Here is an 18,677-nt window from a genome sequence, read left to right on the forward strand (position 1 = left end):
TATGATAAGATAAAGTAAGCAAAAATCTTATAATAAAAGCTAATTATTCCTTCTTAGGAGGATTTATATGAATTATGAAGATATCCTTAAAGTATTAAGAAAAAGTGATTATAAAATAACCCCTCAAAGAAAATCTATTATCCAGGTATTGATTGAAAATAATACAAGTTTAATTTCTATAGAGACCCTATTTATGAGAACGAAAGAACTCTATGGCAAAACGAATATTTCAACAATCTATAGAAATTTAGAAATACTAGAAAACTTAAATTTAATATACAAGGTGATTGATGGGGGTACCTCTTTATACAAACTCAATTGCAGCCATATAGGTCACCATCACCATCTTATCTGCAAAAATTGTGGAAAAACAGAGACAATCGACTTCTGCCCAATGGAGACCCTACAACAATTATCTAAAGAAAAAGAATTTAATCTAGAAGACCACAAGCTAGAATTATATGGAACCTGTAAGAAATGCCAAGTAAAAGAGTTGTAAGTTCTACGTTCTAAGTTGTAAGTAAAAGACTTTTAAGTATTCCTCTCAAGGTGATAGCCATCAGCGACCAGCGTTGGCCATCCGTATTTTTGCTACCTACGGTAGCATTGGTATCAAAAATTAATGATTAGTAGGTATTTTTATTCTAAGCTCAGCTCCTAAACTATGCCATTCTTAAAACATCAGAATAAACATTTTATAAATCAAATAAATAGCCAAAGGCGATATTTACGCTCTGGCTATTATCTTGTTGTTTTCCTTTCAACATTCAGCTTTCCGCTTTCTGCTTATTCGATTGTATTTTCAAATCTTTGTCTTTCCGCTTCAATCATTCTCTTGACCATTTGTCCACCAATAGGACCGCCTTCCATTCCGTTTTGTTTTGCCGGTAAGTCTCCCTTATAATGATCATTGTTTTCTTTGCAGTACTGTAAATGTCCAATTTCTTCAGCACATTCTAATTTGAATTTTGTCATGGCTGTTCTTGCTTCAGGTACTAGTGTTTTCTTTGGTTTTGACATATCTTCACCTTCTCTATCTAATTGAACTTTATATTTTATTTATTACATACTATTATTATGTCGAACTTTAGATTTTTTATTACGAAAATTCTTGTCAAATTAAGGAAAATACAAAAAGTTATCAACATATCACCAAGTTATCAACATATACACAATGATTAATTGCCTTTATTTTCATAGAATATCTATTCTATTTATGTATACTAGTCGATTTACTAACAAGGTAATTTTAATTATCCACAAGTTGTTAACCTTTTAAACAAATTTGTGCATAACTTGTACACATATTATATTAAATGCATTTATTTCTATTTTTATTCTTAAATAAAAAAAGTTCTAAATTCAAATAGAACTTAGAACTTAAGCTTTTCTATTTATATATCCTATTTCTTTAAATACGAGCTCCGGATATGTTTGAGTCTGGTATTGTTTTGCTAGACTTAAAATAATAGACGAACACACAAAGAAGAGAATTCCCCCTTGAGGAGCCATAATAATAAAATCCACAATGCCATGTCCCACAATCATCCCTTGAATGGAAGCCAATAAAGGAAACGCAGGATTATTATTTTTGCCGAGTAAAAACAATAATCTAATAATGTAACTTTTCACCCATAAATATAATGTTAAACCTACAGCGCCGTATAAAGCAAGCATACTTATCCATATATTATGAGCATGAGTCTTCTTTATATTCTGCCATATTCCAAAAGTTCCCCAACCAGTAATAGGTTTATCTAAAAACAAATGTATGGATTTTTCCCATATAATATTTCTGCTCTTAGCTGGATGATTGATTTCTGGAGACAATAGTGCGAAGACAAGAACTGCAACAAAGATGGCTATTAATGTAATCCTCGCCACTTTATTCTTATTACACAATCCATATACTAGTATTCCAAGTAGCAAACCTACAGTAGCCCCCCTAGAACCTGTTGCTATTAAAGCTAGGGCAAAGACCCCCATACTAAGCAAATACCATCCTTTTTTGTCTTCTTTTTTTCGTCCATACAAGTAAAATGCCAATAACACCATAGCTGCAAACCAAGCTCCGGCAATATTGGGATTTCCAAAAGTGCTATAAATTCTATAATTTTCTACAGTAGGTTTATAAGGTCCTTTAAAATATAGATCAGATGTCCAGGTCATATCTACAAAATAGGAAGCTAGTTTTTCAATTAAACCTAAAATACCTGCCATAAAAGAACATGTCCAAACCTTATGCAAGAATTTATCAATCGTCTCCTGATTTTTCAAATAATCCTGTAAATAAATATTTAAGCTTATATATAACAATAAAAGAAATGATGCTAGCGCTGATAAAAGCGATTTATTGGCTATTCCTGATATAATAGACCAAATAAAGAGTAAAAACAAACCTACATTGATAGGATGTAGGATAATGGGTATTTTCTTTTTATATATTAAAAAAGCCATTATAATAGGAGGCACCACACTTAGGTAAGGACTAAGTACTGTGGCCAATATTCCAATATTCAACATAAATTACACCTGTTTTTCTTTATATATGTCTTTAATTTTATCACATATTATGGAAAAAGTTATGAATATATTGTAAATATTACATTAAGCTTTCATAAAGCATCTACAACACTTTAGTTCTAAGTCTTACGTTGTAAGTTCTAATTAAAACCTTTTAGATTACAATGATGAACGAGATAGAGCGTTAATGCAAGAAAGTGCCTTTGGCACTTTAGCCATCAACAATCAGCTGCAAGCTATCAGTGCTAGGGTCGAGTCTCACAGGTCAAAGATTCAACTACACATAAAGATGGCTTATATAATAGTTAAATTCAAAAGTAGAACTTTCCTAATACACTAGATTAATTTTTCTATTACAAAATATAAGATAATTTTTAGCTGATATAGCTTAATATCGTATCTAATGTATGAACTCTAGCATCATCATATTCTTGAAATATCTGAATAGCATAATTTACATCATTATACACTTTCCAATATCCATTTAATAAATAGTTTTTTCCGCCATTTAAAACAAAGCCCCTTACATCTTCAGAGGGGATTCCTAAAAAAAGTCCAATTTCATGAGGAAATTCTTTTATATAATTTTCTTTTAATTTCTCTAGCTGGCTATTTAGATCTCCAGTATAACCTTTACTTGTGAGAATTTGTCTAATATCATTTCTTTGTAAATGACTTTTCAAATTCTCCTCCTTATAAAATAAAAAAGTTGAGCTACTAGTACCTTCTCTAAGGCAAAAGACCTGCAACCCAAAAAAATCGGCTATATCATCCTGATTTTTCATCCATAAATCTAACCGATTTTGACGCGAATTTAGAGTCAATAAAGAAGACGGCTTAATGGATTGTATTGTCGGAGCAACTCCAAAACCAATGGTTGCAATTAATTGATCAAGCCCTCTTAGTCTATTTAGTTTGCGAATACAGTTCCATTGTATTTGATGATCTCTCACAATAAAAGCACCTCCATGCTCTTATTGTTTCCTGTTTTTATATTAAATTTGCTTGTTAAATTTGGTATTTTATTTACCAAAAGTTTATAAGTATAGCTTGATTTCTTAGAACAATAATAAAGATATGGAAAAAAATATGTTTATACACAGATATATTATTTACGGCCTAATTGGTATATGCTTAGAGATTTTTTGGACAGGATTAGAGTCTTTACTAAACAATAATTATACAATGGAGGCGAAAACTTCAGTTTGGATGTTTTTTATCTATGGTTTGGCTGTATTCTTTGAACCAATCCACCATAAAATGAAAAGAATAAACCCTATGTTTAGAGGTCTGATTTATATGATTCTCATATACACAGTAGAGTTTTTAACTGGAGGTATACTTAAGGTTTTACTAGGCGCATGTCCGTGGAATTACACGGATTGGGGATCCTTTTATGGATTGATTACCCTATCCTTTATGCCTGTTTGGTCTGCATTAGGATTTATATTTGAAGGAATACACCATGGACTCGATACTATTGATATGAGATTAAGAGTGTAGTATAAAGCGGAAAGTGGAAAGGCTATAGCTACCGATGGTAGCTATAGCCTTTTTTAGTGCCGAGGCACATTTTCTTTACTCTGCCTATTATAATAGATTATCTTAATACTTAGTTGGTAGAGATCCTTCGCTTCGCTCAGGATGACTGAGGCAGGGGCTAGGGTCCTTTTCTCGCCTCTAGGCGAGTTAAGATTTTGCTGACCACCTTACCACCTGACTACCTTACCACCTTAGTTACTACAATTTCATCTCCAGGTCGAATAACGCCACCTTTTAACACTTTCGTAAAAATCCCTTCTGTAGGCATAATGCATTTTCCTACTTGTTGCTTTATAGCGCAACCAGTATGGCATTCTTTTCCTATTTGGGTGACTTCCATAAGCACATCGTTTATTTGTAATTTTGTGCCAACGGGTAAAGTATGTAATTCTAAACCTTCAGTAGTCAAGTTCTCAGCAAATTTACCAGCATCAAGATTTTCTACACCTAGTGCAATCATCTTATCTATACTCTCTTGGGCTAATAGACTTACTTGTCTATGCCATTTTCCACCATGGGCATCGTCCTTTAAACCAAAATCTTCAATAAAAACGCCTTCAGGTATAGGTGTCTTTATAACACCTTTTTTTTCACTTATATTAATAGCAGTTACTTTAGCCATGCCTTACCTCCAATTTGATTTTTATTTCATGTCCATATAGCAGGGTCCTTCTTTTAACAATAGTTGAACCATTGTTGAACGATCGTTAAACCATAGCTAAACAATTGTTAGTAAATATTCATCAACCACAACGGTAAGAGCATCATTCTCTACATTACTTCGCCTTTAGGCGAAATGTGGTTTTGCTGACCACCTGACCACCTATTTCTCAAACGTTCCCGACTTCCCACCAGTCTTTTTCACCAGTGTAATATCACCTATTACCATTCCCCGATCTACAGCTTTACACATATCATATATGGTTAATGCTGCAATGGAAACAGCAGTTAATGCTTCTACTTCAATTCCCGTTTTATAGGTGCATTTTGCTATAGCCGTAATTTCTATGGCTTTTTCCGCTCTATTTGGTTTTAATTCAACTTTGACAGAATCTATAGGAATATTGTGACACATGGGGATTAATTCATAGGTTTTCTTTGCCCCCATAATGCCTGCTATTCGAGCAGTAGCTAGTACATCACCTTTTGGGGTGTTCCCTTCTATAATCATATCCAAAGTCTCTAATTTCATTGATATTTTACCTACGGCGATGGCTTCTCTTTTAGTCATTTGTTTTTCCGAAACATCTACCATCTTTGCATTTCCTTTTTCGTCTATATGTGTAAGACTCATAGCTATCCTCCAATTTTATTCATACTTCTCACAGATGAGAAGTCCTTTCCAAAATTATGTCCCTGTGGCTTGTTATAAATTGTATCTTGTATTAAATGATCTAGTTTATCAGGATATTTTCGAATCGTCTCTATTAAATCAATTTCTCCATTATTTCCCAAACAAGGTTTTAGCTTACCATCGCTAGTTAATCGGATCCTATTACAAGTTGAACAAAATTTATGGCTCATAGGGCTAATAAATCCGACCTTTCCCTTGTAACCATCTATTGTATAATAGGTAGCAGGTTGACCTTTATTGCTTTTATAATCAAATACCAATTGAGGGCGAGCTTCGATGATTTCTTCATTTGGAATAATTTTATCTGAATTAGCCTCTCCAAAAGGTCCAATGGGCATAAGCTCTATAAATCGAACTTGTAAGGGCATATCCTTTGTCAACTCTATAAAAGAATCGATTTCATCGTCATTTACTCCCTTTACTAGAACAGTATTGATTTTTACAGGTTGCAAACCTATGGCCAAAGATTTTTCGATACCAGCTAGAGTATCTTTTAATTTTCCCCCTCCAGTTATATAAGAAAACTTGTCTTCTTTTAAGGAGTCCAAGCTTATGTTTAACCGAGTCAAACCAGCTTTCTTTAAGGTTTCTGCCATCTTATTTAACATAACTCCATTAGTAGTCAATGAAATATCTTCAACACCTGAAATTTTAGCAATTCTTTCAATGATTTCGCATGCATCTTTTCGAATGAGTGGCTCTCCTCCTGTAATTCGAACCTTTGAAATTCCAATTTGAGCCATAGAGCGGACTACTGATTCAATTTCCTCTGCTGTAAGGTGTTTTTCTCGTTCCTCTGCACATTGTTCTCCCTCTGAAGGAGAGCAATAAATACACTTTAAATTGCATTTTTCTGTAATTGAAATTCTCAAATATTTTATTTCTCTATTAAATCGATCCTTCATTCTTTCACATCCATTTAAGGATTTCTCCTGTATTTTGTTTTGCTTTACTTTTACATACTTAATTAAAATATACAGATTGCTTGTTGTAATTGTTTACAATTTGCATAAAGAACCAGAGATTTTTCACAAAGGAATAGAAGAAAAGGATATGAATTAATATGTAAAAAAGAGTACAAAAATTAATCATAACAATATCTTCTCCTTTTCAAATCCTCAAGAAATACCTTTCATTTCTCTCGGTCATTCGGAAGGCAAGGTCGTTTCCAAACTTACCCACGGTCAATCAACCATAGTATCCCTTAGGTTGAGCAACTCGGAGTTATTATATTTATAGTTTAATTCACGTAGACAAGGATGTCAAGTACATGAACGATAGTTTAATAATTATTTAACGATTATTCGTGTAAGGCCATGGCAAGCGACACTTCTTTATGTTACAATACAGTTAAAATACGCAAAGGAGTGTTTCTAATGATAAAGGTTGGAATCTTAACTGCCAGCGATAAAGGTCACAAAGGGGAAAGAGAAGATAAAAGCGGTAAAGTCATACAGGAAAGAGTAGCTGAAATAGATGGAGAAGTAGTTGAATACCTAGTCCTTCCCGATGAAAGAGAAGTCATTAGTAGTGCATTGATTCGAATGGCAGATGAACTACATTTAGATTTAGTTCTCACAACAGGTGGCACCGGTTTCTCTCCACGAGATATTACGCCAGAGGCTACAAAAGATATTATTGAAAGAGAAACGCCAGGCATCCCCGAAGCAATAAGAGCAGAAAGCATGAAAATCACAAACCGAGCTATGCTGTCAAGAGCTGCTGCGGGCATTCGAGGTAAGACATTAATCATCAATATGCCAGGAAGTCCAAAAGCCGTAAATGAAGCTTTAGATATAATCTTACCAGCTCTAGGTCATGGCATTGAAATCCTAAAAGGACAAAGCGGAGAGTGCGCCAGGAAATGAGAAGTTGGAAGTGAGAGTTAGAGGTGAGAGCTTGGGTAGGCTCTGGGGTCTAAGATCCTTCGCTGTCGCTCAGGATGACTAAAACAGGATCCTAAGCTAGCTTTGGGATCCTGTTGTGTCAAAGATACCGTTTTGTGTCGAAGGTATCCTTTCACCATAGCTGCTGCATTGTCATCCTGAGGCTTTAGCTGAAGGATCTTACTTTTTCTCGCCTCTAGGCGAGATTGTACCTTTCCGCTTTCAGCATTCAGCTTTCCACTAAATCGTGCGCCGATATCAGTCCTGATTCAATGGCTTCTTTTCTAAGTTCTATGTAAAGTTCTGCTTTTGTAGCGTTTTCGTAAGGGAGTACGAATAGAATTCCTATTCCTAGTGCAATCATTCCTAGTATATACCATCCAATAAAAGACAGATCCAAGACCCACATATTAAACTTATGTCCTTTTGTCATGTTCATGCTCATCTGAATGGCTACATCCGTTTCCATTTGAGGATTATCTGCTAAAATATAAGGTACCATACTATAGGAGTAAGATTTTATAATACCTGGTATAATTAGCAATAAACTCCAGAAGAAGATATAAAGATCTCGAAAGAACATGGTCTTTACAATATTTAAATAGTTGCCCTTCGTAAATCCGTATCCTAAATAGTTTAAATCTGCGCCGTATCTAGAAGATTGCACAAAGAACTTTCGCCCACCCATTTCTAAAGGATACCCTAGAAAAATACGTAAAGCAATTCCTACAAGGAGAGCAATTAGAGCAATGATACCAAAGACAGCTAAGAGATATGCTAACATCTCCCCATCCATAATGGAGTCGAAAGGGATCTCATTGCCGAAACCATTGAAATCACCATTACTGTAATTATACTCGTCTAAAAAATTCGCACCAGTCTCATTTCCCATCCGCGCTCTCATGGAAGACGAACCACCGCCAGAGCCTCCTACAATAGCTAAAATAATACTGACTAAGAAAGATTTCCAGTAGGTAACTTTCAACACGCTTTTCGCTCTCGTTTTCAATTCTGCACGAGTCCACATCATTCATCACACCTTTTCATAATATTGAATACCTTTATTATATTATATGATTCTTTATTATGATATAGATATTTTAAGATGCTTATTAATTATGCTACTGCATTTTTCATCTGAAGGAGCTTGCAACGAAGGATTTCTCAAAATAATATTAACAGGTATAAATATCAGAATAGTTGGGGTCTAATACAAGAAGTTTCATTTTAATTATCTATTACTTGCTCTTCGTCGTTCATTTGTAGAGATCCTTCGCTGGCGCTCAGGATGACTGACTCAGGGGCATCTCTATTGTTACTTTAAACAAATCCCCGTCTATATTGATGCTAAATTTGCCTCCTTGAATAGCAGTTAAACTTTGTGCTATAGACAATCCCAGTCCTGAACCTTCTGTAGTCCTAGATTCCTCGCCTCGCACAAATCTTTGTGTTAGTTCTTCTGGACTTATATCTAAGGCTTGAGCAGATACGTTTTTCATGATAATTCTTCCATAGCCATCTTCTACATCTGTTTCAATATACACTCTCGTATAGGGCATGGTGTATTTAATAACATTAGTAAATAAGTTTTCTGCTATTCGCCACATATGCTTGCCATCTGCTTGTATGAGTATATCTTCTATGATGGCATTTGCTCTGATTTCGATATTCTTCTCCTGCAATTTTTCCTCGTATTCTCCAATGGATTGTTGTACTAATTCATTAAGATCTAAAGTTTGCAATTCTACATTTAAATTGCCACTTGATGCCTTGCTCGCCTCTAATAAATCATCAATTAATTGTTTTAGTCGATTTGACTTTTCCTCTAGTATACTTACGTATTCCCTTGTATTTTCACCTTGCAAATCTTCCCGCTTCAAAAGGTCCACATAATTGATAATAGATGTAAGAGGTGTCTTTAAGTCGTGAGATACATTAGTAATGAGCTCTGTCTTTAGCCGCTCTCCTTTTATGGCATTATTTACAGCCTCTTTCATTCCATCTTTGATTCTCACAATATCTTCATAAAAACCTCTAAAAGGAACGACGATATCTTCTTCGTTGTATTTTTCTGTATAATTACCATATGCGTATTCTTTTGTTATACTCATAATCTTTTCTAGTGAACTAAGGGTTTTTTGTACATATAAAAAGGCGTATATATTAAAAGCTACAAACCCTAAAAAGGCTGCAAGACTAATAATACCATTGCCGCTTGCAAACATGAGGATTACAATAATGCCATTAGCTATTACATATATTATGAAAGATATTAAAATTCCTATGAAGAACTTCGTTCGAAAACATACTTTAAACAAATTATGACTTATCGTATTGGTCAATAAGCTTTTGTTCTTTAGCTGCCTTAGAAACGATAAACCTAGCAATAAAAACACATTCATATATGAGGCTAATAAAACTTCGCTTCTATAATCACGTGTAAAAATATCTCCTAAGCCCGTGGCAAATATAAACTCTACGGAAGATCTCAAAATTACAATAGCAAACAGCGCTATTATAATTTGTATTTCATTGTATATCTTCATAGATTTTCTAGGAATTATATTTCCATTGCTATTTCTCCCTATAATTCGCACTAGGATTCCTAGGCTTAGAATAAAAGTAATTACAGCAGCAATAAATATGGATCTCACTTTTGGATAAATACTCAAATTCCTATTAAATTCTGTACCTTCAACAAAGAATTCATCTCCCATACGGAGGGATTTATAAACAGCAGTATGAACTTTGTAATCTGTTCCCTTTAACATCTCCATGATATTGCTATTATAATTATAATATCCTTTATTATCTGCTCGATATTGATCGAAATACGCATAATTTGTTTGATTTTTTAAAAACTCTATAGGGTTATTATCTTCTATATTCGTATAAACTTCCTCTGTATTAAAATTTTCTATATAGTATAGAAAATTTACATTGTTAGAAAGATTTTGCTCAATTCTATAAAGACGATCAAATTTGTTTTGTATCTCTGAGTCTACCTGCTCTTTTACAAAGGGTTCATCAATAACGATCCCCTCAGTACTAGCAGATTCCTCTAAAACACCGTAGTGATCTCTTATCTTATCTTTTCGCAAATTCTCTTCCATGGATTTAATATTCTCTTCTGATTTTAATTCTACATAATATTCAGTAATATTGTGTATTAAATCATTATATCTCTCTTGAAATTCATCAGATTCACTATACCTTTTGGCGGTCCCTAAATCTCTTAAATAACTTCCTGCTGGATGCAGTACAAAGACACTAGCTATCATAATGATTACAAGTATAAACTTAAGTAAACCATATAAACTAAAGCTTTTCGATCTTGTATCCAATACCCCACACCACCTTTAAATATTTTGGTTCCTTTGGATTGATTTCTATTTTCTCTCGAATTCTTCGAATATGAACAGATACTGTGTTTTCCACACCATAGGAGATTTCGTTCCAGACTCTCTCATAAATTTGATTGGAAGAAAATACTCTACCCATATTTTCCATAAGGTATTCTAAGATACCGTATTCCGTAGCCGTCAGTTTAACTGCTTCTCCATCTACAGTCAGCTCCTTTGCCTCTGTATCTAGTTCTAATCCTCCTGTTCGAAGTACACTAGCTTTAGGGGCAATGCTCCCTAAGCGAGTATACCTTCGCATCTGAGATTTTACCCTAGCCATTAATTCTAAGGAATTAAAAGGTTTTGTCACATAATCATCTGCACCCATATTAAGTCCTACTATTTTATCCGTATCTTCTGATTTTGCAGATAATAGAATAATAGGTACATTTTCATTCTTTCGAATTCTGATCATGGCAGAAAGTCCATCGAGCTTTGGCATCATAATATCTAATATAATCAAATGAATTTCATTTTCCTCTAATATAGTCAGAGCTTCTATGCCATTTGTTGCCCTAAAGACAGTATAATTTTCTTGTTTTAAAAAAATCTCTATAGCATCCAATATGGCTACATCATCATCACATACTAAAACCTTTAAATCATCCATACTTTTCCCCCTAAAATTTCATCATCACTACTTCACTTTTATTCTAACAGAGTACTATTACAAATAATCTACATAATTCTTAAGAATTTCTTAAACTCCATGCTAACCATGACTAAACAAGAAAAGCTATCCTATTAAAAAGATAGCTTAATCATTATTCGTCTTGTATTGTACTAGGAATATTTACAACAAAAGTCGTTCCTTTCCCTTCTACTGAGGAAACGTCAACTCTTCCACCAACTCGTTCTATATTGTTCTTTACTACGAACAGTCCTAATCCTTGACCTGTTATCTTTCCAACATTAGAACCACGTACGTAAGGATTAAATACAGTCAAAAGGTTATCCTTAGGAATTCCAATACCTGTATCTATTATTTTTAATTCAATTCGATCTCCCACTTTTTTTATGTCTAGTTGAACTTTTCCACCCTTAGGAGTGAATTTATAAGCATTGGTTAAAATATTATAGATCCCTTGAGTCAGAAGGTATCTATCTGTAGTCCCAACAATCCCCTTCTCTCCTAGAAATGCTAATCTTACTCCCTTGTCTTCAAATTGCAGTTTAAATCCCTTTATTATTTTGTTGATTTCTTCTGTTAGATCAAAAGTTTCAATCTTTAAGGGATCTTTTGCTTGTTCTATTTCAAATATCTCCTTTAGATTCCCTATTACATCTGTTAATGTGTCCACCTGATTTATCAAACTCTCTAGTCGGTTTTCATCCATTGTCACAATACCATCTACAGCCCCTTCTAATTGAGATTTCATGATAGTTAAGGGTGTTCTTCCTTGATGAACTACCGTGTCGAGCTTTTGCTTTCTCGCCTTTTCCTTCATCCTCAGTTTTGTAGCTAATAGAACCAAGCTGTTTTGAATTTCTGTAATCTCTGTAATATGAGATAGTGGAAGCTCCTCTTCTAAATTTAAATCTAAACCCTTGGCATAATTAGCCGTGTTCATTAAGTCCTTGGCAGTTTTTCTGCTGATGAGAATACTTACCACCAAAGCCATGAGTAAGACAATTCCACCTGATATTAAGCTCGTATTCAACAATTCCTTTTTAAATAATATAGAAGTAACCGAATCCTCAATGGATCCCTGCCTAGTGATAATGAGTTTTCCAATACTATTTTGGCCATCTTCTAAATTGTATTCATCTCTTACTTCTGAGTTCTCTCGTCCCATCATCTGTCTATGCATTCTACCCATACCCATTTTCTTAGCAGAGAGGATGATTTGCCCGGTTGAATCGTAAATGGATATCTCAGTTATGGGATCATCTAAATACTTCTGCATTTCCATTTGCATTTGTTTTTTAGTTATGAGCTCATTGTGTAAAATAAACTCAGCATACTCTTGAATTTCTTTCATTTGTTTTTCGTAATTTTGTCCAATATAACGGACAAAATATTTGTCAATTAGTATGCTGTAAAGTGCGGAATTGGTGATAATTGCTATCGTGGCTATGAGGATTAGTGTAATTAACCATTGCTTTTTAATGCTCATGTTCATTTCCTTCGAATACATAACCTGCACCATACCTAGTCTTTAGATACTGAGGATTTTTAGAATCCTCTTCTATCTTATGGCGTATTCTCTTAATATACGTATCAATGCTTCTATCATACCCCTCATAATCATTTCCGAGAGCTTTTTCAATAAGTTGATCTCTAGATAAAACCATGCCCACATTATGAAAAAATACATATAGTAAATTAAATTCCATGGAAGTAATTGGTATTTCCATTTTACCTTTAAATAATTTATGGCTGTCCACATGTAATTCAAAAGGATGGATATGAAGAATATGCTCACGCTCTTTATGGGAGTACACCCGCTTAATAAGCACATGAACTCTCTTCATCAATTCCCTCGGGCTAAATGGCTTTATAACATAGTCATCTGCCCCAAGATCAAAACCCTGAAGCCGATCTACCTCTTCCTGCTTTGCCGTCAGCATAATAATAGGAATTTGAGATACCTTTCTGATCTCTTCTAAAACCTCAAATCCATCTATACCTGGCATCATAATATCTAGAATCACGATATCTATTCTTTGATCATAAAAAATAGCTAAAGCATTGATTCCATCGTCAGCAGAGTAAACATGATATCCTTCACGAGTTAGGTATTTACTAATAATCTCTTGTATCTCCTTTTCATCTTCTACCACAAGGACATTGTACATAAAAAGCTCCTCTCACTGTATTAGATTATATCTTAATTTTAAGTTTAACTCTATAACTAGAAAAGGACAACCTTTAAGGTTGCCTTTTTTAAAGCGCCATGAGGCGCTTTAGTTCTAAGTTGTACGTTGTAAGTTCTATGTTAAAACAATTGTTTTCACTTCCAACATTACAACTTATAAGGTTTTTCGTAAGCGACTAATTAACTTTGTACTTTTTAGTTAATTATAATAGGGGCAGTCTTCATTATTTCTAAAGTATTGCATTCCCATACCTTGCCTTCCTCTTCCTGTACCCCCACTTACTTCATATTCTTCATTTTCGGTTGATTGAACCATATCTTCTAAGGAATTTTGAATTAGTACGCTTCCCACAATTCCTGTAGCCATGAACAAGAAACCCACAATAATCAATAAAACAATTCCTTTTTTCAATCCAATCCACTCACTTTCTTTTTAATACTTCTTTTTTCTTTAGATATTCTTCTTCTGTAATCTCTCCTAAAACAAACTTCATTTTTAATTCCTCTATCATTTGATGATCCTTTGATGTAAATCTTTTTACAGCCCAGATGGCCAATGCAGCTGTTAGCAAAAATAAGCCTAACATCATAAGTGAGCCCCATAAGCCTCCACCAGCAAAACAAGCTCCACTTCCGTAAAATCCTCTACCCATCATATTATCACTCCTCGTATTTGTTAAGAACCTTTTTCGTTCTTGGATACGTCTTTTCATCTATCTTCTCATTTACATATCGGTTTATGATTACTCTAATCATCCTTTCTATTTCTTTCTTTGAGATGATTATAGTCAAAGATTGTGGCAGAAATATGACAGGAAAGTGCCCTTGGCACTTTCAGTCATTAGTCTCTAGTCACCAGCTTTGGAGTATTCCTTTTGAGTCGGTTTAGAGGTGAAGATTCTTCGCTGCGCTCAAGAATGACTGAGTAGTTAGCTAATGTTTGATTCGTGCGTCTGTTTAAGTGCCGAAGGCACATTGTTGACCGAAAAGGAATACCCGATCCTGATAGCTGATCGCTCGCCGCTCGCCGCTAAAAAAAGTTATCTCATTTTTAATGAGATAACTTTTTTTATATAGTCTATTTTGTTTAGAGCTTAAATTCTTTATCTAATTTTGTATGCTTGTAGGTCCTTTTATGGCTTTCATAATCTCCTACAATATTACCATGTCCAATCATCTTATATTTGTAAATTAAAAGACCTTCTAAGCCTACAGGTCCCCTAGCGTGGATTTTATTGGTGCTAATACCTACTTCTGCGCCAAATCCATAGCGGAATCCATCACTAAATCTAGTGGAGCAATTCCAAAAGACATTACCAGAGTCTACTAAATTCATAAAGGTTTCTACCCGTTCCTTGTCCTCTGTAATAATAGCTTCCGTATGACCGGAACTATAGGTGTTAATGTGTTCAATCGCTTCTAACAAACTGTCTACAATTTTTATAGACAACTTATAATCTAAATACTCCGTCTCCCAATCTTCTTCCGTAGCTACACCTACAGGGATAAACTCTCGCACTCTTTCGTCCCCTACTAGCTCTACGTTTTTTGCTTCCATCCCTTTTTTAAGAAGTGGCAAAAATCTTTTAGCAATATTAGCGTGGACAAGTAATGTCTCTGTTGCATTGCATACGGCTACGTATTGGGTCTTTGAGTCTAAGACTACATTTACAGCCATATCTAAATCTGCGTTTTCATCTACATAAGCGTGGCAAATACCATCTGCATGACCTAATACAGGGATATTGGAGTTTTCCATAATCCATTTTACGAACTCATTGGACCCTCTTGGTATAATCAAATCAATATAGTCATCTAACTTTAACATAGCATTCACGTCTTCTCGCGTTTCAATAAGCTGAATCCATCCTTTTGGCAGACCAGCTCTTTCTGTAGCTGTTTTAATGATTTCCCATAAAATTCGGTTCGTATTGTGGGCTTCGCTCCCCCCCTTTAAGATAACCGCATTTCCACTTTTTAAACAAAGAGTAGAAATTTGAACTAACGCATCTGGTCTTGATTCAAAAATAACCCCAATAACCCCAATAGGGCAACTAACTTTATATAATTCTAAATCCGTATCTAAGGCAGTAGACGCAAGAGTCTTTCCAACAGGCTCTGGCAGTTTTCTCAAACTTTCAATACCAGCAATAACGTCCATAATCTTGCTTTCATCAAATTTTAACCTCTTTAGAAGTGGTGCAGGCAAGTTCTCTTTTTCACTTCTTTCCAGATCCTCTGCATTTGCCTGTAAAACATCTTTCATCCTGCTTTTGAGTTCACTTGCTATTTCAAGCAAAGCTTTATCTTTGCAATCCGTATCACATGCTGCTAAATCTATTGATGCCCTTTTGGCTTTACTTGCCGCTTCATATGTACTCATATTTAACACCTACCAATCCTTAATTTTTCACTCATTACTATAGAGTAAGGCTCCTACTTTAAGACTTAAAGCAGGAGCTTGCCCTCATGTATAAACTGATTAGTATAATAATACTATAGGGGTATTTTTTATGCAAGAGAAAAGCCATTCGCTGTATTTCACTATTTTATGAATTATCGCTGAAAATCTGTAATATTCTGACTAGATTCTATTTTGACTCGCACATCTAATTCAATTTCTGCATTTTCTAAAATATTTGGCACATGAACATTTGGGTATTTTCGACTAAGATCCGTCCCTATGTGAAAGAGGTCAATATTTTGTTCTTGGAACTTATAAAACAACTCCTTTCCTCTCTTTTCCACTTCCTTAGACGCTGCCTCAACAATTTCTTTTTCCTTATCCATTATTTTAGTATTACCTTCTATCCCCATAATAGATGTGAGCAAGTCTATCTGCATTTTTAAGATGACCTTTTCTCCATCGTACTCAATATCTTGTTTTGCCTTATTTTTTAAAATTAGAAGTGAGATCAAATGACCGCGATCTTCTGGATTTTCTATGGTGAGATTGCTTTCTTTAATATTATTGATCATGGACTGGTAAACTGCTAGCTCTTTAGTATCTAATTTTCCCACCATTTTATCCTCCTTTAGTATAGCTGCTCCTGTCGTAGTAATTCTCTTTTCTTCTGGTTCCTGACATAGTGCAACGGTAGGAATGAGGCTTATTCTTCCAGATTGTATCCTCTCATTATAAAACTCATTGAGGCGTATGGGCAAAATCTCTTGCTGATCCTTCTGCATGACCATCATATCTTCTAAAAATATCCCGATAAACTCTTCATCTTGAAGACGAGTACTTAAAAATTCTACAGGATCTCCTTCTAATATAAAGGCAAATATTTTTATTGTAGGCCTTTGATTTCGAAGTATCGTATCTAAATGATCTGTAAGACCATGCTTCGCTAGTCTCTCTGTAAATATAAGGGCCTTCATTACATCGTAGGCCATGGGATAAGTGGACGACCTTTGCATAGTATAGAACGCTTGATTTATAGTAGCTCCTCTTCCTTCAAGGACTATTCGCTTGCTTGTAGCTCCTTGGGTAGTAGCCCCTCTATCCCCAGAAAACACCTCACTATAAAGGATTACATTACCCGATTCATCTTCGTCAATTAATCCTGAGGCGACAAAATTTACCTTATTCATGTCTTTATAGCCATAGCATCCACTGAAAACAAGAGAAAAGGTGAGCATAATATATAATAACCTTTTCTTCATTCGTTCTCACTCCCCTTATCAAGAAATATGGGATTCCCTATTTCATTTAAAGTCCCCCTATAAATAAGATCTTGGTACTTAAGCACGCTCCTAGTTGCTATTGGATTAGCATAAGGGTATCCAACTGTATTTAAATCTGCCATATGGGCAATGAGCATGACAAAGCCTGTATAGAAACCTGGCAATCCTAAGAGGGCGGATAAAATTACTATGAGCGTATTCCAGTAAAAAATTGCAATATACAGCTTCGGCACAAGATAAGAGCATATAGATGTAATTCCTACAACTACAACGGTAATTTGGGAGGCTAAGCCCGACGCCACTGCCGCATCTCCTAATATTAAGGCACCGATAATACTTAAAGTAGAACCCATAGGTTGAGGTAATCGCACAGCAGCTTCTCGAAGGATCTGAAAAAATCCTATCATAATTATGAGCTCTATAATGGTGGGTACAGGCACTACAGCGCGGTACATTGCCAGTTTAAACAAGAGGATCGTTGGTATTAATCGAAAATGATGGGTGACCAAAGCAATATAAATTCCTGGTGCTAATGTAGCTGCCCAAAAGGAGATAAATCGCAGGAATCTAGCAGTATTTGCCATATATTTATTCATAGTATAATCATCTGTAACCTGAAAAGAATCGTTAAAAAAATAAGGAACGATAGCTGCATTAGAACTTCCATCTACTAGCATGATGATCCGACCTTCGCTGATCTTTTGTGCGCAGATGTCTGGCTTCTCAGAATAGCCTACTGTATCAAATGCCGTACCCTTCGCCTTGAGAGATTCCTCTATATTATTAGAGTAAAAGATATAATCTCTACTAATGGCAACGTCTTCAATCTTTTCTCGCACGTATTTTACCACTTCCGCTGGTGCAGTTCCTTCTATATAAAGCATATAGCAGGATGTTAGAGACTTCTTTCCCAATTTAAATTTTTCTGCCTTTATGTCTGATGTCTTTAATCTTCGGCGAATAAGGGAGAGATTATCTTGAATATCTTCTGAAAAGCCTTCTCGAGGCCCTTTTACAGTAGCCTCTGATGTAGGAATATCTATTGATCTTTTGGCAAAACCAGCTACATTGCAATGGATGACCTCCGTATAAGAAGTAAAAAACAAGAGTACACACCCACTAGAGAGGTGCTCAAAAGCTTCTTCTATAGAACTTACTTCCGACGCTGGGTTAGCGAGTATAGATTCCCTGCACAAGGTTTCTACATCAGAGATTGGTTTATTATAATTTAACAAGGGCTCGATAATGTACTGACTGAGTTTTGTGCCATCTATCATATTTTCTATTCCCACTATCGTAATCAACTCGTCTTGACAATAAATCTTGCGGTAGATTACATCTGAACTATTGTTCAGTTTCTGTTGCAATACTTCTAAACTCAAATCCATCTAATCACCTCATTCCATACACTTTTTAGTTTTTGAAGATATTCTTTTTTTATTCGATAAAACGAAAAATAGTA

19 protein-coding genes and 1 riboswitch are annotated in these 18,677 nt (G+C 34.9%); of the genes, 3 read left to right on the forward strand and 16 right to left on the reverse strand.

The genetic code is table 11. The features are described 5' to 3' along the window. Positions 1 to 67: 67 nt before the first annotated feature. Positions 68 to 499, forward strand: a complete 432-nt coding sequence (locus DES36_RS05615; RefSeq protein WP_113920248.1) for a Fur family transcriptional regulator — start codon at positions 68 to 70, stop codon at positions 497 to 499. Between the two features lie 287 nt (positions 500 to 786). Here DES36_RS05615 and DES36_RS05620 read toward each other — a convergent pair whose 3' ends face one another. From DES36_RS05620 to DES36_RS05630, 3 genes are all read right to left on the reverse strand, one after another. Then, on the reverse strand, positions 787 to 1,020 hold the full coding sequence (locus tag DES36_RS05620; protein WP_113920249.1) for an alpha/beta-type small acid-soluble spore protein: 234 nt from the start codon (positions 1,018 to 1,020) through the stop codon (positions 787 to 789). Positions 1,021 to 1,380: 360 nt separating this feature from the next. Then, positions 1,381 to 2,523: an O-antigen ligase family protein gene (locus tag DES36_RS05625; protein WP_113920250.1), complete on the reverse strand. Its 1,143-nt coding sequence runs from the start codon at positions 2,521 to 2,523 to the stop codon at positions 1,381 to 1,383. Positions 2,524 to 2,897: 374 nt separating this feature from the next. Next, on the reverse strand, positions 2,898 to 3,476 hold the full coding sequence (locus tag DES36_RS05630) for a DUF3793 family protein (RefSeq protein WP_170128194.1): 579 nt from the start codon (positions 3,474 to 3,476) through the stop codon (positions 2,898 to 2,900). Positions 3,477 to 3,600: 124 nt separating this feature from the next. Between DES36_RS05630 and DES36_RS05635 the strand changes: the two genes are divergently transcribed. After that, positions 3,601 to 4,026, forward strand: coding sequence for a putative ABC transporter permease (locus DES36_RS05635; protein ID WP_113920252.1), 426 nt, complete (start codon positions 3,601 to 3,603; stop codon positions 4,024 to 4,026). Between the two features lie 217 nt (positions 4,027 to 4,243). Here DES36_RS05635 and DES36_RS05640 read toward each other — a convergent pair whose 3' ends face one another. From DES36_RS05640 to moaA, 3 genes are all read right to left on the reverse strand, one after another. Further along, on the reverse strand, positions 4,244 to 4,687 hold the full coding sequence (locus DES36_RS05640) for an MOSC domain-containing protein (RefSeq protein WP_113920253.1): 444 nt from the start codon (positions 4,685 to 4,687) through the stop codon (positions 4,244 to 4,246). A 201-nt stretch (positions 4,688 to 4,888) separates the two neighbouring features. Next, positions 4,889 to 5,365 (reverse strand): cyclic pyranopterin monophosphate synthase MoaC, encoded by a 477-nt coding sequence (gene moaC, locus DES36_RS05645; RefSeq protein ID WP_170128206.1) that lies wholly within the window; start codon positions 5,363 to 5,365, stop codon positions 4,889 to 4,891. Continuing rightward, the gene (moaA, locus tag DES36_RS05650) at positions 5,362 to 6,324 is read right to left on the reverse strand and encodes a GTP 3',8-cyclase MoaA (protein ID WP_113920255.1); all 963 of its coding nucleotides are present in this window, start codon (positions 6,322 to 6,324) and stop codon (positions 5,362 to 5,364) included. Before moaA ends, moaC begins: the two co-directional genes overlap by 4 nt. 182 nt (positions 6,325 to 6,506) lie before the next feature. Continuing rightward, positions 6,507 to 6,655: riboswitch (molybdenum cofactor riboswitch) on the reverse strand. Positions 6,656 to 6,795: 140 nt separating this feature from the next. Here moaA and DES36_RS05655 point away from each other — a divergent pair. Beyond that, a complete protein-coding gene (locus tag DES36_RS05655) occupies positions 6,796 to 7,287 on the forward strand; it encodes a MogA/MoaB family molybdenum cofactor biosynthesis protein (RefSeq protein ID WP_113920256.1) in 492 nt (163 codons plus the stop codon). 247 nt (positions 7,288 to 7,534) lie between these two features. On the opposite strand, the gene DES36_RS05660 is transcribed toward DES36_RS05655, so the two are convergent. The 10 genes from DES36_RS05660 to DES36_RS05705 form a co-directional block, all read right to left on the reverse strand. After that, complete coding sequence (locus tag DES36_RS05660) at positions 7,535 to 8,332, reverse strand: DUF975 family protein (RefSeq protein WP_113920257.1); 798 nt, start codon at positions 8,330 to 8,332, stop codon at positions 7,535 to 7,537. 256 nt (positions 8,333 to 8,588) lie between these two features. Next, on the reverse strand, positions 8,589 to 10,649 hold the full coding sequence (locus tag DES36_RS05665) for a sensor histidine kinase (protein ID WP_113920258.1): 2,061 nt from the start codon (positions 10,647 to 10,649) through the stop codon (positions 8,589 to 8,591). Further along, positions 10,624 to 11,319 (reverse strand): response regulator transcription factor, encoded by a 696-nt coding sequence (locus DES36_RS05670; RefSeq protein WP_113920259.1) that lies wholly within the window; start codon positions 11,317 to 11,319, stop codon positions 10,624 to 10,626. The genes DES36_RS05665 and DES36_RS05670 overlap by 26 nt, the downstream gene beginning before the upstream one ends. A 154-nt stretch (positions 11,320 to 11,473) precedes the next feature. Next, on the reverse strand, positions 11,474 to 12,826 hold the full coding sequence (locus DES36_RS05675; protein WP_170128195.1) for a sensor histidine kinase: 1,353 nt from the start codon (positions 12,824 to 12,826) through the stop codon (positions 11,474 to 11,476). Next, positions 12,816 to 13,508 carry a response regulator transcription factor gene (locus DES36_RS05680; protein WP_113920261.1) on the reverse strand — a complete coding sequence of 231 codons (693 nt, stop codon included), beginning with the start codon at positions 13,506 to 13,508 and terminating at the stop codon, positions 12,816 to 12,818. The genes DES36_RS05675 and DES36_RS05680 overlap by 11 nt, the downstream gene beginning before the upstream one ends. A gap of 219 nt (positions 13,509 to 13,727) precedes the next feature. Further along, a complete protein-coding gene (locus DES36_RS05685; protein WP_113920262.1) occupies positions 13,728 to 13,940 on the reverse strand; it encodes a hypothetical protein in 213 nt (70 codons plus the stop codon). Positions 13,941 to 13,950: 10 nt separating this feature from the next. Further along, positions 13,951 to 14,241, reverse strand: a complete 291-nt coding sequence (locus DES36_RS05690) for an SHOCT domain-containing protein (RefSeq protein WP_146953612.1) — start codon at positions 14,239 to 14,241, stop codon at positions 13,951 to 13,953. 374 nt (positions 14,242 to 14,615) lie between these two features. Beyond that, a complete protein-coding gene (locus DES36_RS05695) occupies positions 14,616 to 15,911 on the reverse strand; it encodes a glutamate-5-semialdehyde dehydrogenase (RefSeq protein ID WP_113920264.1) in 1,296 nt (431 codons plus the stop codon). A gap of 173 nt (positions 15,912 to 16,084) precedes the next feature. After that, the gene (locus DES36_RS05700) at positions 16,085 to 17,194 is read right to left on the reverse strand and encodes a Ger(x)C family spore germination protein (protein WP_113920265.1); all 1,110 of its coding nucleotides are present in this window, start codon (positions 17,192 to 17,194) and stop codon (positions 16,085 to 16,087) included. Continuing rightward, the gene (locus tag DES36_RS05705) at positions 17,191 to 18,603 is read right to left on the reverse strand and encodes a spore germination protein (protein WP_113920266.1); all 1,413 of its coding nucleotides are present in this window, start codon (positions 18,601 to 18,603) and stop codon (positions 17,191 to 17,193) included. The genes DES36_RS05700 and DES36_RS05705 overlap by 4 nt, the downstream gene beginning before the upstream one ends. Between the last annotated feature and the right edge of the window lie 74 nt (positions 18,604 to 18,677).

It is taken from the genome of Alkalibaculum bacchi (assembly GCF_003317055.1).
GTDB classification, from domain to species: Bacteria; Bacillota; Clostridia; order Eubacteriales; family Alkalibacteraceae; genus Alkalibaculum; species Alkalibaculum bacchi.

Coding starts and splice junctions, on each gene's coding strand:
- DES36_RS05615 (WP_113920248.1), top strand. CDS start 68: ATGAATTATGAAGATATCCTTAAAGTATTAAGAAAAAGTGATTATAAA.
- DES36_RS05620 (WP_113920249.1), bottom strand. CDS start 1,020: ATGTCAAAACCAAAGAAAACACTAGTACCTGAAGCAAGAACAGCCATG.
- DES36_RS05625 (WP_113920250.1), bottom strand. CDS start 2,523: ATGTTGAATATTGGAATATTGGCCACAGTACTTAGTCCTTACCTAAGT.
- DES36_RS05635 (WP_113920252.1), top strand. CDS start 3,601: ATGGAAAAAAATATGTTTATACACAGATATATTATTTACGGCCTAATT.
- DES36_RS05640 (WP_113920253.1), bottom strand. CDS start 4,687: ATGGCTAAAGTAACTGCTATTAATATAAGTGAAAAAAAAGGTGTTATA.
- moaA (WP_113920255.1), bottom strand. CDS start 6,324: ATGAAGGATCGATTTAATAGAGAAATAAAATATTTGAGAATTTCAATT.
- DES36_RS05655 (WP_113920256.1), top strand. CDS start 6,796: ATGATAAAGGTTGGAATCTTAACTGCCAGCGATAAAGGTCACAAAGGG.
- DES36_RS05660 (WP_113920257.1), bottom strand. CDS start 8,332: ATGTGGACTCGTGCAGAATTGAAAACGAGAGCGAAAAGCGTGTTGAAA.
- DES36_RS05670 (WP_113920259.1), bottom strand. CDS start 11,319: ATGGATGATTTAAAGGTTTTAGTATGTGATGATGATGTAGCCATATTG.
- DES36_RS05675 (WP_170128195.1), bottom strand. CDS start 12,826: ATGAGCATTAAAAAGCAATGGTTAATTACACTAATCCTCATAGCCACG.
- DES36_RS05680 (WP_113920261.1), bottom strand. CDS start 13,508: ATGTACAATGTCCTTGTGGTAGAAGATGAAAAGGAGATACAAGAGATT.
- DES36_RS05690 (WP_146953612.1), bottom strand. CDS start 14,241: ATGAAAAGACGTATCCAAGAACGAAAAAGGTTCTTAACAAATACGAGG.
- DES36_RS05695 (WP_113920264.1), bottom strand. CDS start 15,911: ATGAGTACATATGAAGCGGCAAGTAAAGCCAAAAGGGCATCAATAGAT.
- DES36_RS05700 (WP_113920265.1), bottom strand. CDS start 17,194: ATGAAGAAAAGGTTATTATATATTATGCTCACCTTTTCTCTTGTTTTC.
- DES36_RS05705 (WP_113920266.1), bottom strand. CDS start 18,603: ATGGATTTGAGTTTAGAAGTATTGCAACAGAAACTGAACAATAGTTCA.